Source organism: Paenibacillus xylanilyticus (assembly GCF_013359935.1).
Classification (GTDB): domain Bacteria; phylum Bacillota; class Bacilli; order Paenibacillales; family Paenibacillaceae; genus Paenibacillus; species Paenibacillus xylanilyticus.
Genome location: NZ_JABMCB010000202.1, coordinates 882,789 through 906,741, shown reverse-complemented (window position 1 = coordinate 906,741; position 23,953 = coordinate 882,789). Strand labels below are relative to the sequence as shown.

The following is a 23,953-nucleotide window of genomic DNA, read 5'->3' as shown; positions in this document are numbered from 1 at the left end:
TATCCGATTAACGTTCATATAAAACATGGGGTATGGGGAGGACAAAATGAGTAAACAACAGATTGGTGTTATTGGACTTGCAGTAATGGGCAAAAACTTGGCCCTTAATATTGAAAGCAAAGGATTTTCGGTATCGGTGTTCAACCGTTCCCCAGAGAAAACAAACGATCTTCTGAAAGAAGCTGAAGGCAAAAACCTGACAGGCGCGTTCTCCATTGAAGAGTTCGTGGCATCCCTGGAATCTCCGCGCAAAATTCTGATCATGGTTCAAGCCGGTAAAGCAACAGATGCGACTATTGAGCAATTGCTTCCTCACTTGGATGAGGGTGACATCATTATTGATGGAGGGAACGCATACTTTCCTGATACGCAACGCCGCAGCAAAGAGCTGGAAGAGAAAGGCTTCCGTTTCATTGGTGCAGGTGTATCCGGCGGTGAAGAAGGCGCGCTGAAAGGTCCGGCAATCATGCCTGGCGGTCAAGAAAGTGCATACGAATTGGTGGAACCCATCCTGACTGCCATTTCGGCTAAAGTTGGAGATGATGCCTGCAGTACGTACATTGGACCAGACGGTGCGGGTCACTACGTGAAAATGGTCCACAACGGCATTGAATACGGGGATATGCAGTTGATTGGTGAAGCTTACCACCTGCTCAAATCCGTACTGAATGTTTCCGTTGAGGAGCTGCACGAAATCTTCACGGAGTGGAATCAAGGCGAACTGGACAGCTATCTGATCGAGATTACGGCTGATATCTTCTCCAAATACGATCCGGAAACTGGCAAACCGATGGTAGACGTCATTCTGGATGCTGCCGGACAAAAAGGAACAGGCAAATGGACAAGCCAAAGTGCGCTGGATCTCGGCGTACCATTGTCCATGATTACGGAATCCGTATTCTCCCGTTTCCTGTCCGCAATGAAAGAAGAGCGTGTTGCTGCGAGCAAAATCCTGAATGGACCTGCCGTGGAAGCATTCTCCGGAGATAAAAAAGCGTTCATCGAGAGCGTACGCAAAGCGTTGTTCGCAAGTAAAATCGTATCCTACGCACAAGGCTTTGCCCAAATGCGTGCAGCTTCCGATGAATATGGCTGGGATCTGAAATACGGCAACATCGCCATGATCTTCCGCGGTGGTTGCATTATCCGTTCACAGTTCCTGCAAAACATCAAAGAAGCATACGACAAGGATGCAGAACTCAAAAACCTGCTTCTCGATCCGTACTTCCAAAACATCGTTGAATCCTACCAGGATGCTTGGCGTGAAGTCGTAGCAGCTGCTGTAAAACAGGGTATTCCGGTGCCTGGCTTCTCCAGTGCGCTGTCTTATTACGACAGCTACCGCACAGAACGCCTGCCAGCAAACCTGCTGCAAGCTCAACGTGACTACTTCGGCGCTCACACCTTCAAACGTGTGGACAAAGAGGGTTCATTCCACTTCCAATGGATGGACACCAACGAGTAATCCATGTGGATTCACTCTTCTGAATATTAATTGTGCAAGCATGCTTGCATTCGTTGATGAATTCTACACTCAGAACGAATGCCGGCATGCTTTTTTAACTTTTTGGATGAGCAAATTGCGTTGTAACATTCCTTACCTATTGGTTGGAATTTAAGTATCACCAAATTGTAATGAAATGTACGTATCTAAGGTGTGGAAGGAGATGCCTGGACCCCATAAACTGCGTTATACTGGTTCAGACAGACTATTTTTCTATGGTCCGTTATGTGAATTCAGCAATCAACTTATTGACGTGGAGGTTAACCGGAGCATGTTCGTATTGGCAGGCATTTTGTTTTTGGTTGTATACGGTTTATTGGTGTTCTACATAGGGTGGAGCGGCTGGAGCTGGATGAAGCCCGTCGTGTCAGCCAGGTTTCGCTGGTTCTATATTATAGCGATTGTATTTCTAGCGGTTTCCTTCATCCTGGCAAGGCTTTTTGGTAGTATTTCCTTCCTCAGTGTCATTGGTTCTTATTGGCTGGCAATCTTTTCTTTGCTGTTGTTGATCCTGCCAGTTATCCATTTAACGTTGTGGCTGCTCCGATTAATGCGGATTCCTAGGCATCACTCGCAGAAGTGGGCGGGAGCGGTTACTCTTGTGTTGCTCCTCTCAACGATGGCTTACGGGATTTTTAACGCATACAGCCCGGTAGTGAGAGAGTACAGCATTCAAATTGATAAAAAGGTGGAAGGAATCGACAGTCTCAACATTGTCATGGCCGCAGACATGCATTTTGGACTTCTCTCTGGTCCTGGTCATGCCAAGCGTATGGTAGAGGAAATCAACTTAAGCCTGATCTAGTTCTCTACCCGGGCGACATCATTGATGACAATCTGGACATGTACCTGGGTAGTGGTATTGCAGATATCATTAGCGGTATTCAGGCACCCTACGGTGTCTACGCGTCTCTTGGAAACCATGACAAGTTCGACGGGCCGGTCGAAGATCTGATTGCTGCGCTGGAGAAAAGTAATATGCAGGTTCTGTACGATGACAAGATCATGTTGGACGATAAGATTACCCTGATTGGGCGCAAAGACAAAACGGAAAATGATCGTGCCGAAGTAGCTGCTCTGATGCAGGATACCGATCTCAGTAAGCCGGTGCTGATGATGGATCATCAGCCGTATGATCTGGATATTGCGGAGCAAAATAACGTTGATCTGGTTGTGTCCGGTCACACTCACCGTGGACAGATTGCACCAGCTCAATTCATTACACAGGCGATTTACGAAAACGATTGGGGGTACCTTCAAAAAGGTTCCATGCACTCCATTGTGACATCGGGATTCGGCTTCTGGGGACCACCGATCCGCACGAGCAGCCGTTCCGAAATTGTTCAGATTCATGTTACATTCCAGTAATAGACTCAGAAGGCCCTTCAAAAAATGAAGGGCCTTTTATATACAGAAATGATTTTTTTTAACGAACTTAATACATCTAACCTGTGTTTATGTAAATAGAGCTTGTTTACTTTGGAAACACGGTCATTAATAATCTATACTTCCCAAGAAAGAGTTGATCTATTGTACACAGGAAGACATTCCAGAAAACGAACACGATTTGTACCCGTAATTTTATTCGTACTAGTTTTATTAGTTTGCTATTTTTGTTGGAATATAAACCAGTCTAAGGAATCTCAGGTTCCTTTGGAGGCACTTGAACTTACCCAGGCACCGCCTGAGGTCGTGAAGTTAATTGAAGGACAAGCCAGGAAGTTTGAAGTGTTAGCTGCTGAGCATGAGGGGTGGATTTATATATATTATGAAATTGACGAAGGTGACTACACAACAATCGATACGAAGATATTGAATACCTACAAACAATATGTAGTACAGATTACCGTAAATCATGCGGCTAATGATCAATGGATAAACAGTTACAAACTCGTACGATTTGAACGTTCAGAAAACAAGTCATTAGTGACTGAAGTGACCGATAGAACCCCAATCGTGAGGCAAGTACACATTAGTAATTGAAAATTGGTTTTACACCACAGCTCATTGGCAATACTCTATAGGGTGCAAAGAGAAAGACTTGGAAAGTAATCTTGCTAAGATTAAAGCCCTATTTAAAGGGAATGATCCATGTAACCCATGGATGTAAATGAGACAGTGGTAGCATTTTTGGTTGACACCGTTTTCAGGTTATGATAAGTTTATATCCGAGGCTTGTTACCGGTAATGCGGGCAAAACCACTATGGAAATGATTTTATTATTTCTATTTTGGTTTTGCCCTTTTTTAATCCTCAAAAAAAACGGGTGGTCCAGAATGATTATTAAACAGATATTTAATAACAATATTGTCAGTACCGTGGATGACAAACATCAGGAACTGCTGATCCTCGGCCGGGGTATCGGGTTTAAGTTCAAAGTCGGTGATGAGATTGATGAGGAACGGATCGAGAAAGTATTCCGTCTTCAGGATGCATCGATCTATGAGAAGTTCAAGTCCATCGTAACTGAAGTGCCGATTGAAATCCTGCAGGCGACAGATGATATCGTAACGCTGGCACGTACGCAATTGAACAAAACCATCAGTGACGGGATTTATGTCTCATTGTCGGATCACATTCATTTTGCCGTCCAGCGTATGGAAAAGGGCATGATCACGAGGAATCCGCTTTCCTGGGAAGTGCAGCACTTTTACAAGGCCGAGTACGATGTGGCCCGAGAAGCGCTCACGCTGCTGAAGGAAAGATTGGATATTGATTTTCCCAAAGATGAAATTTGCAATATTGCCCTGCATTTTATCAATGCGGAAGTCAATGACTCCATGAATGATGTGACCCATCTCATGCAGCTGCTTCAGGAAATCATGAACATTATCAAATATCACTTCAATGTCGAATTGGATGAAGATAGCGTTAATTATTTTCGCTTCATCACACATTTGAAATACTTCTGCCAGAGAGTCATTACGCATTCAACGCATGATGATTCAGAGGAGTATCTATATGAGGTTGTTCGGAAAAACTATCCGGAAACCTTCAAGTGTATCGGCAAGATCGAAACCTTTATCCATAAGAATTATCAATACGATATGACACACTCGGAGCAGTTATATCTAACGCTCCATCTGGAGCGGTTAATGAAGACGAAGCGAGAAAAATAGATTTTAACTAAATAACCCATGGGCTTGTTACTGTTCAATCAGGCAATACCCGAATGAAATGACGCGAACATCATGTGTCGTATTCGTTCGGGTATTTTTGTTGGAAAAAATGAGGAGGAATGAACATGAAACATCAGGAAACGGCACAGGAAATCATCAAAGCCGTTGGGGGAACAAACAATATCAACTCCGTATATCACTGTGTTACACGGCTGAGATTTGATCTGAAAAATAATGACAAAGTCGATAATAACTCACTTAAGAAACTGGATAAAGTCATGGGAACGAATATCTCCGGGGATCAATTCCAGGTAATTATTGGTAATGATGTATCAAAAGTATTTGATGCCATGGTCAAGGAACATCCCGCCATACAGCAAAGTTCAGAAAATAAAGAACCTAAAGCGGAAAAAAACAAAAATGTAATCCTCAAAATATTTGAAACGATTGCAGGAGTCTTCGCACCAATGCTGCCAGCAATCACAGCTGCAGGTATGCTCAAAGGATTGCTTGCTCTATTTGTATCGCTCGGCTGGATGTCGGCTGGTACGGATACGTATCGCATTCTCTCAGCTATCGGTGATGGCGTATTCCATTACCTTCCACTGTTGATTGCAGTCAGTGCTGCCCGCAAATTTGGCAGTAACCCGTTTGTCGCGATTGCGCTAGGCACCGCGCTGATGTATCCGGATATGAGCACGCTGCTCTCCAGCGGCGAATCCGTAGCATTTATCGGCATACCGGTAACGGCAGTAAGTTATGCTTCTTCGGTTATCCCGATTTTGCTGGCGGTATGGCTGATGTCCTATGTTGAGAAGTGGGTTGACCGGGTTATCCCGGCAGCATTGAAACTGCTGCTTGTGCCACTGATTACCTTGCTTGTCATGGTTCCGGTTACGCTGATCGCGATCGGTCCACTGGGCACATTTGTAGGTAACGGATTGTCAGGCGGTATTAACTGGCTGCTGAATGAAGGCGGATTGATTGCGGGTATCGTTCTTGGGGGCGCAATGGCGCTGATTATTATGACAGGAATGCACTATGCGCTCGTTCCGATTATCCTGAGCAACATTGCTACACTGGGCTTTGATAAATTCTTGCCACTGACGTATATCTCCAACATGGGTCAAGCCGGGGCAACTCTGGGTGTATTCTTCCGTGCAAAAGACAAAAAGCTCAAAACTGTTGCATTGTCTACCAGCTTTACAGCGTTAATGGGTGTAACCGAGCCGGCAATGTACGGCGTTAACATGAAATATAAAAAACCTTTTGCTGCAGCGATGATTGGTAGTGCTGTAGGTGGTGGATTCGCCCTGGCATTTGGAGCCAAGGCTTATGTTCTTGCCGGTAACGGCGGACTTCCTGGACTGCCTTCCCTAATTGGACAAACGTTCTGGTATTCCCTGATTGGTATGATCCTTGCTTTCGTGGTAGGTGCAATTATGTCTACGGTATTCGGGATTAAGGAAGAAGAAGGAGACGCTGAGGCACTCGCTCAATTCTCACCTGGTGCTTCTTCTGCACCATCGGCAGCACCCTCCAATGAGAATGCTGCAACGGTGAACGTGGATGACATGGGTACTCCAACGCCAACAAGTGATGCGGTAGCCGTGGCTCCTATGACAGGAAAAGCAATCCCGCTGAAAGAAGTCAATGACCCTACGTTTGGCGACGAATTGATGGGGAAAGGTGTTGCATTTGTTCCAACCGTAGGTGAGCTCGTATCGCCAGTAACAGGAACGGTTATGAACGTGTTCAAAACGAAACATGCCATCGTTGTCCGCAGTGATAATGGAATGGAACTTCTGATCCATGTGGGAATCAACACCGTTAAATTGCGCGGTCAATACTTCGAATCCCATGTCGCTACAGGAACCCGGGTGCAGGCTGGAGACAAATTGCTTTCGTTTGAACTGGACCAAATTGCTAAAGAGTACGACATTACAACGGCCATGGTCGTTACGAATACGGCAGACTATGAAGAGATTCAGCCTGTGAAATTGGGCGAAATCACGATGGGTGAAGAGGTATTGAAAGCCCGGATTTAATTTCTAAATCATTGAGAAGAGGAGAGATACGCATGATCAATCGACAAGGGTTTCCGGAAGGTTTTCTGTGGGGCGGCGCCATTGCCGCCAATCAGGCTGAAGGTGGATTCGATGCAGGTGGCAAAGGATGGTCCACGGCGGACATGGTTCCCTATTTTGAGAAAAAAGACTACACCAATCTTAGAGAACTCATGCATGTGACTAGTGCGACCGTTGAGAAAGCGATGGCCCACCATAGTGCGAAGGGTTATCCGAAACGTTATGGCATTGACTTTTACCACCGTTTCAAAGAAGACATTGCGCTCTTCGCAGAGCTTGGTTTCAAGACATTCCGTCTGTCAATCAACTGGCCGCGTATTTTCCCGAATGGCTATGATGCGGAGCCTAATGAAGAGGGACTGCGCTTCTATGACGAAGTGTTTGACGAGCTGAACAGACACGGAATCGAGCCGCTCGTGACGTTGTCCCACTACGAAATGCCAATGTCGTTGGTCCTCAAGTACAACGGCTGGGCTGGCCGGGAAGTCATTGGACATTTTGTGAGATACGCCGAAACAGTGATGACCCGTTACAAGGACAAGGTGAAATACTGGTTGACGTTTAATGAAATCAACACGACCATTATTGAACCGTTCACAGGTGGAGGCATCATCGAAGACCGTGTGGATAACGTAATGCAGGCTTCGTATCAGGCTCTTCACCACCAATTCGTTGCCAGCAGTCTGGTTACGGAAAAAGCACGTCAGATTAACCCGCAGTTCAAGATTGGCTGCATGCTTGCGCGCATGATTCATTACCCGGCCACATCGAAGCCGGAAGATGTTTTGCAGGCACAGATTGATAATCAGCTGAACCTGCTGCATACGGATGTACAGGTTCGCGGAAGCTATCCAACCTTCATGGCTCGTTATTGGGCTGACCATGGAATTTCCATTGTTATGGAACCAGGCGATGAAGAGATTTTGAAAAAGCACACGGTTGATTTCATCTCGTTCAGTTATTACACTTCCTTGGTATCTGCCGTAAATCCTGAGGAATATGGAGTAACCGGAGGCAATCTGTACAGCACGATCAAAAACCCGAATCTGGAACGTACAGAATGGGGCTGGCAGCTTGATCCGATTGGCCTTCGCGTGGCGCTCAAAGAGTTGTACGATCGTTACCAATTACCTTTATTCGTGGTGGAGAACGGGCTTGGTGCCAAAGACACGGTTGAGGCAGACGGCTCCATTAACGATGACTACCGGATTGACTATCTGAGAAAGCATATTACGCAAATGAAGGAAGCGGTTATGGATGGTGTAGACCTTATGGGCTATACCAACTGGGGGGCGATCGACATCATCAGTGCATCCACTTCCGAGATGTCCAAGCGTTATGGCGTAATATATGTCGATCAGGACGACAACGGACAAGGCACCTTGAACCGGTATAAGAAAAAGAGCTTTGGCTGGTATCAAAAAGTCATTGCATCCAACGGAGAAGATTTGGCTTAATTCCAAGGGCAGCCCCAAGCGCAGCAATTGTAGCGGCGCAGGGGCGCCTTTTTTATTGGTGTGAACAGTGGGTATGATTGTAAAAAGAATAGCTTCATGACACCCGGGGTGATATACTGTGTTCGTACTGGGGAGGGATAACATGAAAAAACCAATCATTGCCGTAGATATGGATGATACAATCTGTCATCTGGTCAAGCGAGCCATTTATCACAACAACATCAACTTCCCGACCCATCCGCTGCGTTATGAGGATATGATTCATTGGGATACATCCCACTTGCGACATCCGGATAGCACTCATGACGTTTTTTATGGTCGACCGGGACTGTTTGAGGAGCTGGAGCTGTACGACGAGTACGTTGTGGAAGAGATGGAAAAGCTGAATGAAGCGTATGATGTTATTATTGTGACGGCAGCAGACCCGAAAACCGTAGTGGAGAAGTGGAACTGGCTTCAGCGCCATATGCCTTTTATCTCGGCAGAGCAGTTTATCACTTGTAAACGAAAGAATCTGATTAACTTTGACTTGTTAATTGATGATGGAGCACATAACCTGATTCCAGCCTGGAATGAGGGAAAAAAAGTCATTTGCATACCCCATCCTTGGAATGGAAGTGAACGGGAGCAGTATCCGTTTCCCTTAATGTCCAGTTGGAAAGATGCCAAGGCATACATAGATGATCTGTTTCAGACCACCGATAGCTAGACCAGGCATATAAATGTCCAGAGCATCAGACTCTGGATTTTTTGCGGTATACCAGCGGAGTTTCACCCGTAATCCGTTTGAAGACGGCGTAAAATGTATCTACATCCCGGTAACCGACCAGTTCAGCGATGAGGGTGACTTTATGCTGTGAATTCCTGAGGAGCTCACGGCTTTTTTGTATACGCAGGTGCTGCAGGTACGAGCTGAACGTCTGTCCCGTATAACTAAGGAACATGCGGCCAATCTGCTTTTCACTCCAGCCGGAACGGTATGACAGATCACTCATCCGGATTCGCTTGCTTAGGTGCTGATCCAGATAATGAAGGATATGTTCAAAATCAGCAGGCAGCCTTTGTTCACCATGCATTTTCTGATGCAGCTGCCGGTAGGTTGTCACGACGAGCTGGCTAACGAGCGTGTATAACATGGTGGAAGAACCGATGCCCGTAACCGAAGTTTCACGGTATAGCTTCACCATCAGTTCTTCGACCTGTTGATGCTGATCTGAAATGGATACATAAGGGACTTTATTTTTGGCCAGATCGATCAGGTGGCTTCGAATGTCCTCTTCCTGAATGGTGGCTGCCAGTTTGTGAATCAGTTCCATGTTGAACAGACAGTTATATATAATGAGCGGATGCTCTGAGACGTTGGAAGATGCGGGACGGAACACATGGGGAATCCCAACTGGAATGACAAAAAGCATGCCTTTCTGAACCGGAACGATATCCTGATCAATGTGATGAAAACCGGTGCCTTCCGCGACATAGCTGTACTCTATGAAATCGTGAGCATGGAAGGGAACGTTGAAATCCTCGGTACATCTATTGACAAAGAGCTGCAGATCAGAGTTGAAAAAGAATTCACTTTTGAACAAATGTATAGATGGATTCACGTCGTAACCTCCTTATTCAATAGATTATCATACTCGTATAGCAAACATACTTGAACTATCTAGAGAATGGTGGGGGATGGCAGGTTAGTTAAACAAGAAAGGTGCTTTATAAGCACCTTTCATAGTTATTCTACGTTTATTGCATGTTTTAGTTACTCGACCAATCATGCTAATAATAGAGGGTAATGACCCTTTATCTTTGTGGTATGTCTAATACGATATGGCAGAAATAATGACTGATGTAACAGCTAATTCTTTTGCTTTTGTCCTTTTTCAACATATGACAAATCATTAACAGAGTCTACTGTATATTTACCTTCTTTATACGTCACTTTTGAAATACTTGCGTTGCTTAATCCACTTGCTGGAACTTCAATGTTTTCATCAAGGTCTCCGAGTAGAGTAACAATACTCATTCCATGAGAAACAACTAAAATGTTCCCACCACCGTCTTCTTTGGCTTCTTCAACAATATCATTTAAAGATTCTTGTAGTCTTGTCTCAATGGTTTTACTGTCCTCTGCCGGCCAGTTTACTCCTTCTTCGACATTTGCTTTATCTAATTCAGATAGGATGTCTGCAAATTCCTTTATACTCTTATAAAATCCGTTTTCCTGCATAAATTTCATATATTCTTCAACAGATAGCCCTTTCTTTTCAGCTACTGCTGCCATCATTTCTTCGTTCAACATGCCTTCGTACGTTCCAAAGTTATATTCCCTCAATCTTTTGTCTTTTGTAACTTCTAGATCGTCTTGTCCATTATTTGCTAAGATTAATTCTGCTGTTTCAATAGCTCTTCCGCTATCACTACTATAGGCTTTATTAAATTCTACATCTGATAATCCTTTTCCTAATGCTTCAGCTACCTCTACCCCTGCCGGTGTTAACGGTGCGTCGATCCACCCCTGTGAACGGTCTACCGTGTTTAACATCGTCTTTCCATGGCGAGCAAAGTAAATGACCACTTCATTATTCTTTTCAGTTTGACTCTCTGAACTCTGCACTTCACTACCTGATGTATTACTACATCCTGTCATCAGCATTGTTATAGCAGCTACGATGACTAAACCCTTTTTCCATTTCATTTTTCTGCCTCCTGTGTAAGTAAATATTTCCATACCCAGATAAACTCAAGTATGTAGGTAAATAGACTTGGATAGCATAACCATTCTACAAAAAGAAAAAACCTAATTTCCCCCAATAAAGATTCTCTTTATTGGGGGGGAATTAGGTTTAGCTTGTTATACAACAATAACTATCCATCTCTATTTAACTAAAAGTCATTTTAACATAAAAACGCTTACAGTAAATACTTTATTTTAAAAAGCAAAAAATTACGCATTATGTTAGCTATTCATCCTTGTTACCGGATTTTGGTTTTAGAGAGCTTATGTTCATGAAGATAAGAAATGATGTGCATGGCTGAATTACCGGGTTAAACAGTCCTCGTTACCGGGTATTTCCGGTGACAGGATCAGTATAATTATAGCGTAAGCCCGTGTTGGAAACCACGATGGAAAGGAATGTATATCCTATGTTGACCGTTAGTCATCTTCGTTGTGAGTATAAAATAAACCCGATTGGACTGGACGTAAAATCGCCCAGATTAAGCTGGCAATTACAATCGGACCAGCGCAATTGTGTACAATCAGCCTATCAGATTCAGTTGTCCCTAACTGAAGGGCATGAACAAATTGAATGGGATTCCGGCAAAGTAAGTTCGGATCAGTCCATACATGTGGAATTAGACCATTGGCTGCCCCAGGCTCGAACTCGTTATTTCTATCGCATCCGTGTCTGGGACGCGGCAGGGGAGCAATCCGACTGGTCCGAAACGGCTTTCTTCGAAATGGGACTGATGGATGGCACGAATGCTTGGCAGGCTAATTGGATTACGTCGAGACCGATTGACGAGCACGATTCATCCTGTCCTCGTCTTCGTACCACGTTTGAACTGGAACAGCCTATAGCCAGTGCGAGAATATATGTGACCGCCCTCGGGTTATATGAACTGCATCTGAATAACAAGAGAGTAGGGCAGGACTATTTTACACCCGGCTGGACCAGTTATGGTAAGCGATTACAATACCAGGTTTATGATGTCACGAATCTGCTTCAAGCGGGAAACAATATTCTAGGTGCCTATCTGGGAGATGGCTGGTATAAAGGGCATCTGGGATGGAACAAAGAGCAGAAAATATTTGGAGCTGAGGCAGCCTTGCTGCTGGAGCTTCATATTCACTATGCCGATGGATCGGAACAACGTATTCTGTCCAACGAGAGCTGGACGACAGCGAGCAGTGCCATCCGTATGTCGGACATTTATATGGGGGAGACATACGACGCACGGATGGAGGCGGATTGGATGGATACTTCTTCGACCATCTGGACTCCCGTCGAACGGCTTGAATATACAAAAGAGATCATCGTCGCTCAGGAGAATGTACCTGTTACCAAAGTACAGGAGCTCAAGCCCATTGCCTTGCTCACAACACCTCAGGGAGAACGGGTGCTGGACATGGGTCAAAATATGGTGGGCTGGGTGAAATTCAGCATACAGGGTGAGTCAGGACATACGGTTGAATTAAGGCATGCCGAGATATTGGATCATGAGGGCAACTTCTATGTTGATAATCTTCGAGGAGCAGCGCAGTGTATTCAATATACCTTAAAGGGCGGGGGAACGGAGACGTACGAGCCTCATTTTACGTTTCAGGGATTTCGCTACGTCAAGCTTATCGGTTTCCCGGATGTGGTTGACCTGGATTGTTTCACAGGCGTGGTACTGCACTCCAACATGGAGCGAACAGGTGATTTCAAGTGCTCCAGTCCGCTGGTGAATCAGCTCCATCACAACATATTGTGGGGGCAAAAGGGGAATTTCCTTGACGTTCCTACGGACTGTCCGCAGCGTGATGAACGTCTAGGCTGGACGGGTGACGCACAGATGTTTGTCCGGACAGCCTCGTATCTGATGAACACAGGACCATTCTTCACCAAATGGCTGCGGGACCTCCGAGCGGACCAGGGTGAGGATGGTGGTATTCCTTTTTTTGTTCCGGATTTAAGGAGTTCAACTTCCGAAGGATGGGGAGATACCAGCCACTCTTCGGCTGCTTGGGGAGATGCGGCGGTAATCTGTCCGTGGACCATTTACGAGATGTATGGGGATGTCAGGCTGCTCGGTGAACAATATGAGAGTATGAAACGTTGGGTCCAGTATATTCACGAACAAGGCAGTAATCCGTATTTGTGGAACACCGGCTTTCACTTTGGAGACTGGTTGGGATTGGACTCCAAGCCGGACAGCTACATCGGTGCCACAGACAAGGATTTTGTGGCATCCGCGTTCTATGCCTATTCTGTCTCACTTGTGCAGAAGGCGGCTGCCGTACTCGGTCAGGATGAAGATGCAGCATATTATGACAAGTTACATGACAATATTGTAGCTGCATTCCGGGAAGAGTTTGTTACACCTGCGGGGAAAATCGCGGTTCCGACACAGACAGCTCATGTTCTCGCTCTTCATTTTGATCTGCTGGACTCCACTGCCAGGAAGCGTGCCATCGATCAGTTGGGAAAACTGGTTGCGGAGGCGGGAAATCATTTGACAACCGGCTTTGTGGGCACTCCTTATTTGAACCCGGTTCTCAGCGATACAGGCCACCACGATCTGGCTTATACTTTGCTCTTTCAAGAAGATTACCCGTCATGGCTATATCAGGTTATACAAGGGGCAACGACCGTTTGGGAACATTGGGATGGAATAAGAGAAGATGGAAGTCTTTGGAGTGCAGATATGAACTCATTCAATCATTATGCGTACGGTGCCATCGGAGAATGGTTGTATCGTTATGTGGCAGGCATTCGTTCTGATGAACAGCATCCGGGCTTTCATGTTGTGCACATTGAGCCAGAGCCCGGTCCTGGGCTGGAGTGGGTGGAAGCAAGTCTCGACACGATGTATGGTCGTGTGGCATCAAGCTGGTATCGCCGGGAAAACAAGGAGATGGAAGTACATGTAACCATTCCTGCGAATGCAACAGGGACTGTTGTTCTGCCAGGTGCAAGTCTGCAGACGGTTTTGGAGAGCGGGCTTCCTCTGCACGACGTGCCTCATATTCAGGGTGTTCAAACGATAGAATCTCTTGTAAAGATTGAATTGGGATCTGGAAGTTATCAGTTCACATACAAATGTGTGGAGGAATCTGATGGCGTGATCGTGAAATAGTATAACAGCAGAACATTAGACCCGGGAAAGGATCTGCTTAAACGCAGATCCTCTTTTCTTTTTGCCTATAGAAATCAGAATGAGGAGAGTGTACTTCGTATGGTAAAAGAACAAGTCAGACTGGTTAAACCCTCAGTTGTGTATAAAGCAGCTTACATGGCATTTTATCAGGACTGGCTCAAAAGTGGAGAATTGATGGTACCTTGGGTTATTGCCAAAGATCCCAGTAATTTTGAAGAAATGATAGCCTCTTTACGTCGAAGCGAACAAGGAATGGACATCCCTGAAGGATGGGTGAAGGACAGTACATTTTGGCTGGTAACGGAGAGCGACAATGTGGTGGGAGCTGTAAATATCAGGCATGAACTTACCGACAAACTGTTCAACAGTGGTGGACATATCGGCTACGGAATTCGCCCGGGAGAGCGGCAGAACGGGTACGGTTCCCGGATTCTGGAGTTGAGTCTAAAAAAGGCGAGGGAGCTCGGTATTGTCAATGTGCTGGTTGTGTGCGACTCCCACAATACAGCTTCCAAAAAAGTCATTCTTCGAAATGGAGGTGTTCAGGATCAAGATTATATAGAGCCGGACGGAAACGTCGTAGAGCGATTCTGGATTAGCGATGTCGAATAATGCTGAATAATGATGTGAAATGGCGAAAATAATATGGATATCGATTGTATAACCCTCGCAGGCTGATTACAATGAAGCGTAGAATCTGGATTGCGGCCGGAAACTATCATCCCATATCAGTCATAAGTGAGGTTTTATTATGAATCAACCGGTTAATCGGCCCAAACGAATTGAGTATCTGGATCTCTATCGGGCTTTTGCCATCATGGCAGTGGTTGCCATCCATGCGACATCCACAGCAGTTGCGCATTACCCCAAGCAATCGATCGATCATGATTTTTATTATTTCTGGAACAGTTTTCTGCAATTTGCGGTGCCTGCATTTCTGTTTCTGTCCTCTCTTGTATTGTTCTACAACTACAGTGCCGGAACAAAGGAAAAGGGCTGGATGTTTAGGTTCTATAAAAAACGTCTGTTGTATGTTTTTGTGCCTTATTTGATCTGGTCCATGATTTATTTTAAGGTTAAACAGCTGCTGGCAGGCCATGATCCGATGTCTCACATGATGGTCTTCCTTACACAATTGCTGACAGGAACAGCTCATACGCATTTATACTTTTTTCTTATTATTCTGCAGTTTTATGCGATATTTCCACTGCTTCTTTTGCTGACCCGATATCGTTTATTTAAATATTGCTTGCCCTTATTCTTTATTGCGGCACAGGCTGTCTATTATGCATTGCATCTGCAGTTTCACTTCGAGCGAATGGGAAGTTTGCTGCCAAGTTACCTGATCGTTATCGGGTTTGGCGCCTGGGTTGGCTTGAACTTCGATGTTTCGTTGAAGAGACTGCGTGCTTATCGGTATTTGCTAATCTTGGCCTTTTTAAGTGGGGGCATCATTTTCATTTATGGAAATGACTACATAAAAATGTCCTTTGCCGCTTCTCCGGTCATGACCTATACGATACTGTTTTTGTTCCGCAATTTGTTTACACTTTCTGCCTGTTTGCTTTTGTTGATGACATGTGAACGAGTGTATGCAAGAAAACGGGATCGAACCCGCATGATAACTCGCCTGCTGAATTCACTGGGAACAGCTGCCTTCGGCGTATTCTTGATGCACCCATTCGTGCTGATGTTCTGGAGACGGGAATTCACCTCGGCACTGGTTCAACATTATAGTCTTGGCATTATTCTGTCATATGTCGCAGCGCTTTTACTCTCATGGGCAATAGCGATTGGATTGCGGCGAATCAGGTGGGGATGGGCGTTGATCGGAAGGTAACCTTGATTCACGTATATTAACATCTGAATAAGAGATTTCAGGCTCCTGATTAAAAGGGATGGCTTGAAATCTCTTTTTAATTTGCTTTTAAAGAGGTAATATGGATGAATGTCCAGAAAATTCAAATGGTATGGTTATCCAAATGAGGAGTGATCAGATGAAATTTATTATCATTTTTGGTCCGCAAGCTGTGGGGAAAATGACAGTCGGGCAGGAACTGGAGAAGATCACGGATCTGAAATTGTTTCACAATCACATGACGATTGAACTTGTGTCTCCCTATTTCAGCTATGATAGCCCCCAAGGGAAAAGACTTGTGGGTCTTTTCCGACAGGAAATTTTTGAAGAAGTGGCGAAGAGTGATCTTCCCGGCTTGATTTTCACATATGTGTGGGCTTTCGACCTGGAGCAGGACACAGCGTATATTCGTAGCATTAGTGAATTGTTTTCCTCTCAAGGCGGGCAAGTGTGTTATGTCGAATTGGAAGCAGACACCTCGGAACGGTTGGATCGTAACCGTAGTCCGCACCGCCTTCTGCATAAGGCAACGAAACGAAACGTAGAATGGTCTGAACAAGATTTGCTCGAGAGCATGAGGAACTATCGTTTAAATTCAGCGCCTGGAGAAATCACGCATGAGCACTATATTCGAATTAATAATACGCATAAAAGCCCTGAAGAGGTAGCCGAGGCGATCAAAAAAAGGTTTGATCTATAACCTCCAAAATCGATCAGTCAGATAGAAAGGAAGGTTCACCATGAATAACAACCCATTTAAAGACATTATTGCATCGGAAGACGTCCTCAGAGAGATCTGTGGTAATCCGGGAGATCTGGTGAAGAATAAAACGATACCGTATCTGGATGAGCATTGTCAGCAATTTATAGCCCGATCTGCCTTGTTATTTATGTCAACCAGCAATCGCTCAGGCTCATGTGATGTGTCTCCCCGTGGTGACGGTGAAGGGTTTGTACACGTCGTGGACCAGCAGCATCTGGTGATTCCGGAACGACCAGGTAACCGACGTTTTGACTCGCTGTTGAACATTTTGTCCAACCCGCACATCGGCTTGATTTTCGTTATTCCGGGACTTGATGAGACCCTGCGCATTAATGGCAGAGCAGCGATCATTCGGGATATGGATCTGATGACGCTAATGCAGACACAAGGCAAAACGCCCAAACTTGGCATTGCAGTGACGGTAGAAGAATGTTATATGCATTGCGGCAAAGCGTTTAAACGTTCGCATACATGGGAACCTGAGAGCTGGCCTGCCAAGGAGCAGCTGCCCAAACCGGCTCGAATTATTGCTGCGCACGCTGGCAAATTGGGTGTTACGGAGGACGATGTTGCACGTTCACTCAAAGAAACATACGAGAAAAGATTGTATTGATTCGTTTCTTAGCTGGAGGAGGTGGAATGATTTGTTGATATTGGTCTTGATAATTGCAGGAGCCATTGTCAGTCTTTTGGTCCCGTATGGCACTGTCATCGTCATTGGCATTATACTCGGTCTTGTGGTAGATAATTATCGTAATACGTTGTATCTTCGTGAGGACATTCGTGCGATTAAAAATCATTTGGGGCTGATGAACAATAAGGAATCCAAAGAGTACGAATTCGACAAAGAGTTCAAGCAAGTGGATCGACTCAGTTCGGATGAGATGAGTGTAATTAACAAGAGAATCGAGGCTGAGCTGGAGAAGGAAAGCAAAAAGAACAAGAATTGAACTGAGACAGACGAAGGAGGCACTTGTACAGGGACTGGAACGGCACGCACCTTACAGAAGAGAGCTATGAAATAATTTATGTATGCCAAAAAATAACGGATCCGTTTCGTCCATCTTCTACGAATTGACCAGCTTTGGAATCGTATTTCGGTACATAGAAGATTGGAGCGAATAAAATAATTCGATCGGAACCAAATTAAATTTATTGTTGCAGAATGTAGAAAATTGTAATACCATGAACGCACATATCGTTGATATTGAAGTTGAAAAGGGCAGGACCTATTACCTCGTTGCAGGTGTGGCTTGTCTTTTTCTGTATATTGGGGTGGATAAAGTGAAAATCGAGAAGGTACTGAACAATAATGCTGTAGTTGCTATTCAGGATGATCGAGAAGTCATCGTCATTGGCCGGGGGATTGCTTTTCAAAAGCGGGCAGGTGATCTGGTTGCAGAGCAGCTTATTGACAAGATCTTTACTTTACAGAATGAAGATATCCAGGAAAACTTTAAAACATTAATCTCCAGCATACCACTGGAATACATGAAAGTTTCCGAAGAGATTATCGCTTATGCCAAACTGAAATTGGGCAAAAAACTGAATGACAGCATCTACCTCCATCTTACAGATCACATTCATTTCGCGATTGAGCGTTACCGCAAAAATCTGCCTATACGAAATGGGTTACTCTGGGAAACGAAGCAGTTATACAAGGATGAATACGAAGTGGGACTTGAAGCGCTCAACATGATCTGTGATCAGTTTGGTGTCCTTTTACCGGAAGATGAGGCCGGTTTTATGGCATTGCATTTTGTAAATGCAGCCTTGAACGAAGAAATGCCAAATATCCGAAGCATGACTCAGGTGATGCAAGAGGTGCTGACCATTATCAAATACCATTTCAAAATGGATTTTGACGAAAATTCGCTGAATTATTATCGATTTGTGACACATTTGAAATTTTTTGCCCAGCGTCTGGTGAAGGGGAAGCACTACAAAAATAACAATGATGATGAATTGTTTGAACTGATTCAGAAGAAATATCCTGAAGCCCATAGATGCTCGGAGAAGATCAAAAAATTCATTGAAAACAACTACACATATCAACTGACTAACGAGGAAATGATGTATCTGTCGATTCACATCGAACGTGTGGTGCACGCCACTTCAGAGTAGTTTAAAAGACCAAAATCTTTTCTTAAAAAAACGCTTGCAAAACTGCAGAAGTTATAATATTATAAATTCATAAAGTAAGCGCATACAAAAATCGGATTGTTACTGTTCAATCAGGCAATGCCGGTCACTCCAGGTCAGTATAGACTGGTTGCAACTTACTTTAAGATGAAGTTGTTGAAGTAACAACCGAATATCGCTGTGTACAGCCTTACAGGGTTGCAACCATTAAGGGCAAAACCTGAATTGCTGAATAACATGACTTGTTTCCGGATCATCCGGCACGTTGTGTATGTTCAGTAGTTCAGGTTTTCTTTGTTTCACAAGCATGGGGAGTCTACTTAGAGAGGGAGAATTACTATGAATTACGATCAACTGGCCAAAGACATCCTATCCCGTGTAGGTGGTTCTGGAAACGTGAACAGCGTCTTCCATTGCGTAACCAGATTGCGTTTTAAACTCAAAAATGAAAGCGTTGCTAAAACGGAAGAGATAAAAAATCTGCCAGGTGTAATTACGGTTATGCAGAGTGGTGGACAGTATCAGGTTGTAATCGGCAATGAAGTGCCGGATGTATATAAAGCCATTGTAAAAGTAGGCAACTTGCCAACGGAAGGTCAGGTTGAAGAAACGAAGGAAGAATCGGGTAAAAAAGTAGGGCTGTTCAGCCGATTTATCGACATGATTTCGGGTGTCTTCACACCACTGCTTGGTTTACTCGCTGCAACAGGGATGATCAAAGGTTTTACAGCCATGTTTTTATCCTTTGGGTGGTTGACCGACACATCAGGAACCTACCAACTGTTGAATGCAACGGGTGACTGTCTGTTTTACTTCTTCCCGGTATTCCTTGGTTATACGGCCATCAAGAAGTTTGGCGGTACACCGTTCCTGGGTATGGCCATCGGTGCTACACTGGTTTATCCTACGCTGTCCGGTCTGACTGCCGGAGATCCGTTGTACACCCTGTTCACGGGTACGTTGTTTGAATCACCGATTCACATCACGTTTCTGGGCATTCCCGTTATTTTGATGAATTACTCATCATCGGTTATTCCAATCATTATCGCTACCTTCTTTGCAGTAAAAGTCGAGCGTTTCTTCAAAAATATCATTCCTAAAGTAGTTAGCACGTTCCTTGTTCCGTTCTTCACTCTGCTTGTTATCGTTCCGGCAACGTTCCTAGTTATTGGTCCGGTATCCACTTGGGCAGGACAATTGATCGGTGCAGGTGCAACTGGCATCTATGATCTGAGCCCACTCCTTACAGGACTCGTGATCGGCGGTTTGTGGCAGGTGTTTGTACTGTTCGGTCTTCACTGGGGTCTGGTGCCAGTCATGCTTCTGAACCTGAGCACGTCCGGAGCTGACCCGGTGGTTGCCATGTCGTTCGCCGCTTCTTTTGCTCAAATTGGTGCGGTACTCGCAGTTATGTTGAAAACTAAAAATGCCAAATTGAAATCATTGAGCATTCCAGCTTTCATTTCGGGCATCTTCGGTGTAACCGAGCCGGCGATCTATGGTGTGACGCTTCCACTGAAAAAACCATTTATCATGAGCTGTATTGCAGGCGGAATTGGCGGAGCCATTTTGGGATTCTTCGGTTCGAAAATGTACATGTTTGGTGGACTTGGCGTATTCGGCTATCCAACCTTCATTAACTCGGCAACAGGCGTTGACTCCGGATTCTACATGGCACTTGTAGCAACAGCCGTTGCATTCGTTCTTGGTTTTGTTCTTACGTATGTCGTTGGTTTCAAAGATACTGCTGCTGCAGCACCGACACCTGCTTCGGAGCCAACACCTATACTTGATCCAAATCCGAACAGCAAATACGAAATTTTTAGCCCCATGGCAGGTGAAGTTGTTGAATTGAAAGAAATCAACGACATTACTTTTGCCGGAGAGCATATGGGTAAAGGGATTGCGATTCGTCCGATCAATGGCAGAGTGGTATCCCCAATCAATGGTGTCGTACAAACGGTATACCGCACAAAACATGCGATCGGACTTGTAACGGATGATGGTGTAGAAATGCTGATTCATATCGGACAAGATACCGTGCAGTTGAAAGGCCAATATTTCAATGCTCATGTAAAAGATGGTGACCGGGTTCACGTAGGCGATCTGATTATGGAGTTTGACCTGCAAGCGATCAAGGATGCCGGTTATGAGACCGTAACACCGATTATTATTACAAATACTTCGAATTATCTCGATGTTGTGGACACAAAAAATGTATCTGTGAATGAAAAAGACAAATTGCTGACGGTGCTTGGCTAATCAACCTTTAGGACGAATAGGAGGAAAACCTTGATGTTTGAAAAGTTAACTTCCTTCCCGGAGAATTTTCTCTGGGGAGGAGCAACAGCAGCGAATCAGCTGGAGGGCGCCTATCTGGAAGGAGGCAAAGGATTGACTACGGTCGATCTGATCCCGGTTGGACCCAATCGATTCCCCATTGCGATGGGCAATCTGGATTCGTTTCAACCCAAAGAGGACGAATTCTACCCTTCCCATGAAGCAATTGATTTCTATCATCGGTACAAGGAAGACATTGCTTTATTTGCAGAGATGGGATTCAAATGTTTCAGGCTTTCTATCGCCTGGGCCCGGATTTTTCCGAATGGAGATGACGTGGAGCCCAATGAGGCTGGACTTCAATTCTATGATGATGTCTTCGATGAATTGCTGAAATATAATATCGAACCTGTCGTTACCATCTGCCATTTCGATGTGCCTGTACACTTGGTGAAGATTTATGGCGGCTGGAAAAACCGCAAGATGATTGAATTTTTTGAAACCTATGCGAAGACGTTGTTCAACCGATATAAGGACAAAGTAAAGTACTGGATGACGTTTAACGAAATTAATATGCTGCTGCATCTCCCGTATATCGGTGCAGGCATAGTCCTTCAGGAAGGGGAGGACAAGCAGCAGATCCTCTATCAGGCAGCGCATCATGAATTGGTAGCGAGTGCACTTGCCGTCAAAGCTTGTCATGAGATCATTCCATCTGCAAAGATTGGATGTATGCTGGCCGCAGGAACGGTATATCCATACACGTCCAATCCGGATGATGTATGGAAGGCGATGGAACAGGATCGCGAATCATTTTTCTTCATTGATGTTCAGTCCAAAGGTGCATATCCGGGCTATACGAAGCGTTTCTTCAGAGAACATGGCATTCATATTGAGATGCAGCCGGAAGATGCCGACATTCTTATGCAAAATACGGTGGACTATATTGGATTCAGCTATTATGCCAGCCGTTGTACAAGCACGGATCCTGAAATTTTAAAGGACCAGACTGAAGGCAATGTATTTGGTTCAGTTAAAAACCCATATCTGGATGCATCAGAGTGGGGATGGACAATCGACCCGAAAGGGCTGCGAATTACCTGTAATCAGCTTCACGACCGCTACGGCAAACCATTATTTATAGTAGAAAATGGACTTGGCGCTACGGATGTATTGCTGGATAATGACACAGTTGAAGATGATTATCGCATTGACTATCTCGATCGTCATTTTGCCGAGATGGCAGAAGCCATTCAGGATGGTGTTGAGATCCTCGGATATACGAGTTGGGGACCGATCGACCTGGTCAGTGCAGGTACGGGAGAGATGAAGAAACGTTACGGTTACATTTATGTAGACCGAAATAATGATGGAACGGGCACACTTCGCAGAGTGAAAAAGAAAAGTTTCCATTGGTACAAAGAGGTTATTGCTAATCAAGGCGCACAATATTTCAAATGATCGATCTGTAAATGAACGAAATCAACAAAAGTAAGGGGCAAACTCGTGTTATAGACGGGCTTGCCCCCTTTTTTTGTAAAACAAATCTAACTTAGCATATCTCACTTTACTTTTAAGTGAACCCAGTTACGGCACTTGCAGACTCCGATGCGCGTTCAGTCGCCCATATTGCCAGTAGACACCAGAGCCCGATACCGGATCGGAGGCGAAGCATAATGCGTCTCGAATTTGCGCATTGGTTTTGCCCTGGGCAGCAAGCAAAGCTGCCGCACCTGCGACCTGTGGCGCAGCCATCGAGGTTCCGCTCATGTAGGCATACGAGCTGCCAATATATGTGGACAGGATGCTGTCGCCGGGAGCGGCCATATCGACCCATGAACCGTAGTTGGAGAAGTTGGATTTTAGATCAGAAGGGTTGGTGGAGGCGACGGCGATGACGTTGGGGTAGGATGCAGGCACAATGGGATAAGAGGTGTTGTCATTGCCGGCAGCGGCAATAATGACCGCGCCACGATCCCAGGCATACTGTACCGCAGCCTGCAAAAAGGCATCGCCGACAGGTCCGCCCAAGCTCAGATTGACCACCTGTATTCCATTGTTGGCAGCATAAACTAGCCCGTTTCCCACATTCCCCATGGTCCCCATCCCGTTGTCATCCAGCACACGAATGGGAACAATGGAAGCGAGTGGAGCAACACCAGCGATGCCGACCCCGTTATTCGTGACAGAAGCTGCAATCCCGGCGACATGTGTGCCGTGTCCGTTGCCGTCCTCGGGGATGGCGTCATAACTGACATAATCATAACCTGGCAGAAGCTTGCTGGCGAGCTCGGGGTGGTTCAGTTGCACTCCCGTATCGATGATGGCAATTTTGATGGAGCTGTTACTCTGGCTGATATCCCAGGCAGCAGGCGCGTTGATTTTTTGCAGGTTGTTTTGATAAGGAAAGAAAGGATCATTGGGGGTATAAGATGCCTGGGCGAGGTAATTGGGTTCTACATGTTCGATGAGTTCATGATCCTTATAGTTTTTTAACATACGGTGCATGATTTTACTGGATTCTACCCGATACCAGCCCAGATCTTCATAGGTTTCGGCAACTTTACATTTTCCTTTTTTATGCAGGGATTGCATTTGGTCTGGAGTGGTGCCTTCTTTGAATTTGATTAAGAGCTGCTTGGGAGCATGGGGATGAAATTTTCTGGTTTCAAGGATGTCTTCCACGTAACGATATACGTATCCGATAGCGAGCAGGATTGCGGCAGAGATACCTAGCCATAACCACATGGGTTCTTCCCCCTTATGAAATTGAAATGGTAGCACGCCTTATCGTATGCAGAGTCTCCCAGATCGCGTGGGCTTTATAGCATTTTGGTTAGGAGTATAGATAGATTGATAGAAGAAATTAAATTGGGTAAGATGG

The 23,953-nt window shown here is 45.0% G+C and carries 18 protein-coding genes and 1 pseudogene; 16 read left to right on the top strand and 3 right to left on the bottom strand.

The features are described from left to right. Positions 1 to 46 precede the first annotated feature (46 nt). The 7 genes and pseudogenes from gnd (at position 47) to HP552_RS30555 (ending at position 8,876) form a co-directional block, all read left to right on the top strand. Positions 47 to 1,465 carry an NADP-dependent phosphogluconate dehydrogenase gene (gene gnd, locus HP552_RS30585; protein WP_175399107.1) on the top strand — a complete coding sequence of 473 codons (1,419 nt, stop codon included), beginning with the start codon at positions 47 to 49 and terminating at the stop codon, positions 1,463 to 1,465. 310 nt (positions 1,466 to 1,775) lie between these two features. After that, a pseudogene (locus HP552_RS30580) lies at positions 1,776 to 2,872 on the top strand (metallophosphoesterase). 285 nt (positions 2,873 to 3,157) lie between these two features. Beyond that, positions 3,158 to 3,487 (top strand): hypothetical protein, encoded by a 330-nt coding sequence (locus HP552_RS30575; protein WP_175399106.1) that lies wholly within the window; start codon positions 3,158 to 3,160, stop codon positions 3,485 to 3,487. Between the two features lie 293 nt (positions 3,488 to 3,780). Continuing rightward, complete coding sequence (gene licT / locus HP552_RS30570; RefSeq protein ID WP_175399105.1) at positions 3,781 to 4,623, top strand: BglG family transcription antiterminator LicT; 843 nt, start codon at positions 3,781 to 3,783, stop codon at positions 4,621 to 4,623. Between the two features lie 125 nt (positions 4,624 to 4,748). Then, positions 4,749 to 6,671 carry a beta-glucoside-specific PTS transporter subunit IIABC gene (locus HP552_RS30565; protein ID WP_175399104.1) on the top strand — a complete coding sequence of 641 codons (1,923 nt, stop codon included), beginning with the start codon at positions 4,749 to 4,751 and terminating at the stop codon, positions 6,669 to 6,671. Positions 6,672 to 6,703: 32 nt separating this feature from the next. After that, a complete protein-coding gene (locus HP552_RS30560; RefSeq protein WP_175399103.1) occupies positions 6,704 to 8,167 on the top strand; it encodes a glycoside hydrolase family 1 protein in 1,464 nt (487 codons plus the stop codon). A gap of 142 nt (positions 8,168 to 8,309) precedes the next feature. Then, on the top strand, positions 8,310 to 8,876 hold the full coding sequence (locus HP552_RS30555; RefSeq protein ID WP_175399102.1) for a 5' nucleotidase, NT5C type: 567 nt from the start codon (positions 8,310 to 8,312) through the stop codon (positions 8,874 to 8,876). A gap of 25 nt (positions 8,877 to 8,901) precedes the next feature. Here HP552_RS30555 and HP552_RS30550 read toward each other — a convergent pair whose 3' ends face one another. Next, entirely contained in the window at positions 8,902 to 9,771 is an 870-nt protein-coding gene (locus HP552_RS30550; RefSeq protein ID WP_175399101.1) for an AraC family transcriptional regulator, read from the bottom strand. A 248-nt stretch (positions 9,772 to 10,019) separates the two neighbouring features. Beyond that, on the bottom strand, positions 10,020 to 10,859 hold the full coding sequence (locus HP552_RS30545) for a histidine phosphatase family protein (RefSeq protein ID WP_175399100.1): 840 nt from the start codon (positions 10,857 to 10,859) through the stop codon (positions 10,020 to 10,022). Between the two features lie 449 nt (positions 10,860 to 11,308). On the opposite strand from HP552_RS30545, the gene HP552_RS30540 reads away from it, so the two are divergent. From HP552_RS30540 to HP552_RS30500, 9 genes are all read left to right on the top strand, one after another. Beyond that, complete coding sequence (locus HP552_RS30540; RefSeq protein ID WP_175399099.1) at positions 11,309 to 14,005, top strand: family 78 glycoside hydrolase catalytic domain; 2,697 nt, start codon at positions 11,309 to 11,311, stop codon at positions 14,003 to 14,005. Between the two features lie 99 nt (positions 14,006 to 14,104). Then, positions 14,105 to 14,638 (top strand): GNAT family N-acetyltransferase, encoded by a 534-nt coding sequence (locus tag HP552_RS30535; protein ID WP_175399098.1) that lies wholly within the window; start codon positions 14,105 to 14,107, stop codon positions 14,636 to 14,638. 139 nt (positions 14,639 to 14,777) lie between these two features. Then, a complete protein-coding gene (locus HP552_RS30530; protein WP_175399097.1) occupies positions 14,778 to 15,866 on the top strand; it encodes an acyltransferase in 1,089 nt (362 codons plus the stop codon). Between the two features lie 157 nt (positions 15,867 to 16,023). Then, a complete protein-coding gene (locus tag HP552_RS30525; RefSeq protein ID WP_175399096.1) occupies positions 16,024 to 16,584 on the top strand; it encodes a DEAD/DEAH box helicase family protein in 561 nt (186 codons plus the stop codon). A gap of 40 nt (positions 16,585 to 16,624) precedes the next feature. Then, on the top strand, positions 16,625 to 17,260 hold the full coding sequence (locus HP552_RS30520) for a pyridoxamine 5'-phosphate oxidase family protein (RefSeq protein ID WP_175399095.1): 636 nt from the start codon (positions 16,625 to 16,627) through the stop codon (positions 17,258 to 17,260). Between the two features lie 31 nt (positions 17,261 to 17,291). Beyond that, entirely contained in the window at positions 17,292 to 17,597 is a 306-nt protein-coding gene (locus tag HP552_RS30515) for a hypothetical protein (protein ID WP_175399094.1), read from the top strand. A gap of 334 nt (positions 17,598 to 17,931) precedes the next feature. Continuing rightward, positions 17,932 to 18,771, top strand: a complete 840-nt coding sequence (gene licT / locus HP552_RS30510) for a BglG family transcription antiterminator LicT (protein WP_175399170.1) — start codon at positions 17,932 to 17,934, stop codon at positions 18,769 to 18,771. 357 nt (positions 18,772 to 19,128) lie between these two features. Further along, on the top strand, positions 19,129 to 21,051 hold the full coding sequence (locus HP552_RS30505; protein ID WP_175399093.1) for a beta-glucoside-specific PTS transporter subunit IIABC: 1,923 nt from the start codon (positions 19,129 to 19,131) through the stop codon (positions 21,049 to 21,051). Between the two features lie 33 nt (positions 21,052 to 21,084). After that, complete coding sequence (locus HP552_RS30500; protein WP_175399092.1) at positions 21,085 to 22,530, top strand: 6-phospho-beta-glucosidase; 1,446 nt, start codon at positions 21,085 to 21,087, stop codon at positions 22,528 to 22,530. 126 nt (positions 22,531 to 22,656) lie between these two features. Here the strand turns inward: HP552_RS30500 and HP552_RS30495 are convergent, their stop codons facing one another. After that, positions 22,657 to 23,817, bottom strand: coding sequence for a S8 family peptidase (locus HP552_RS30495; RefSeq protein ID WP_175399091.1), 1,161 nt, complete (start codon positions 23,815 to 23,817; stop codon positions 22,657 to 22,659). Between the last annotated feature and the right edge of the window lie 136 nt (positions 23,818 to 23,953).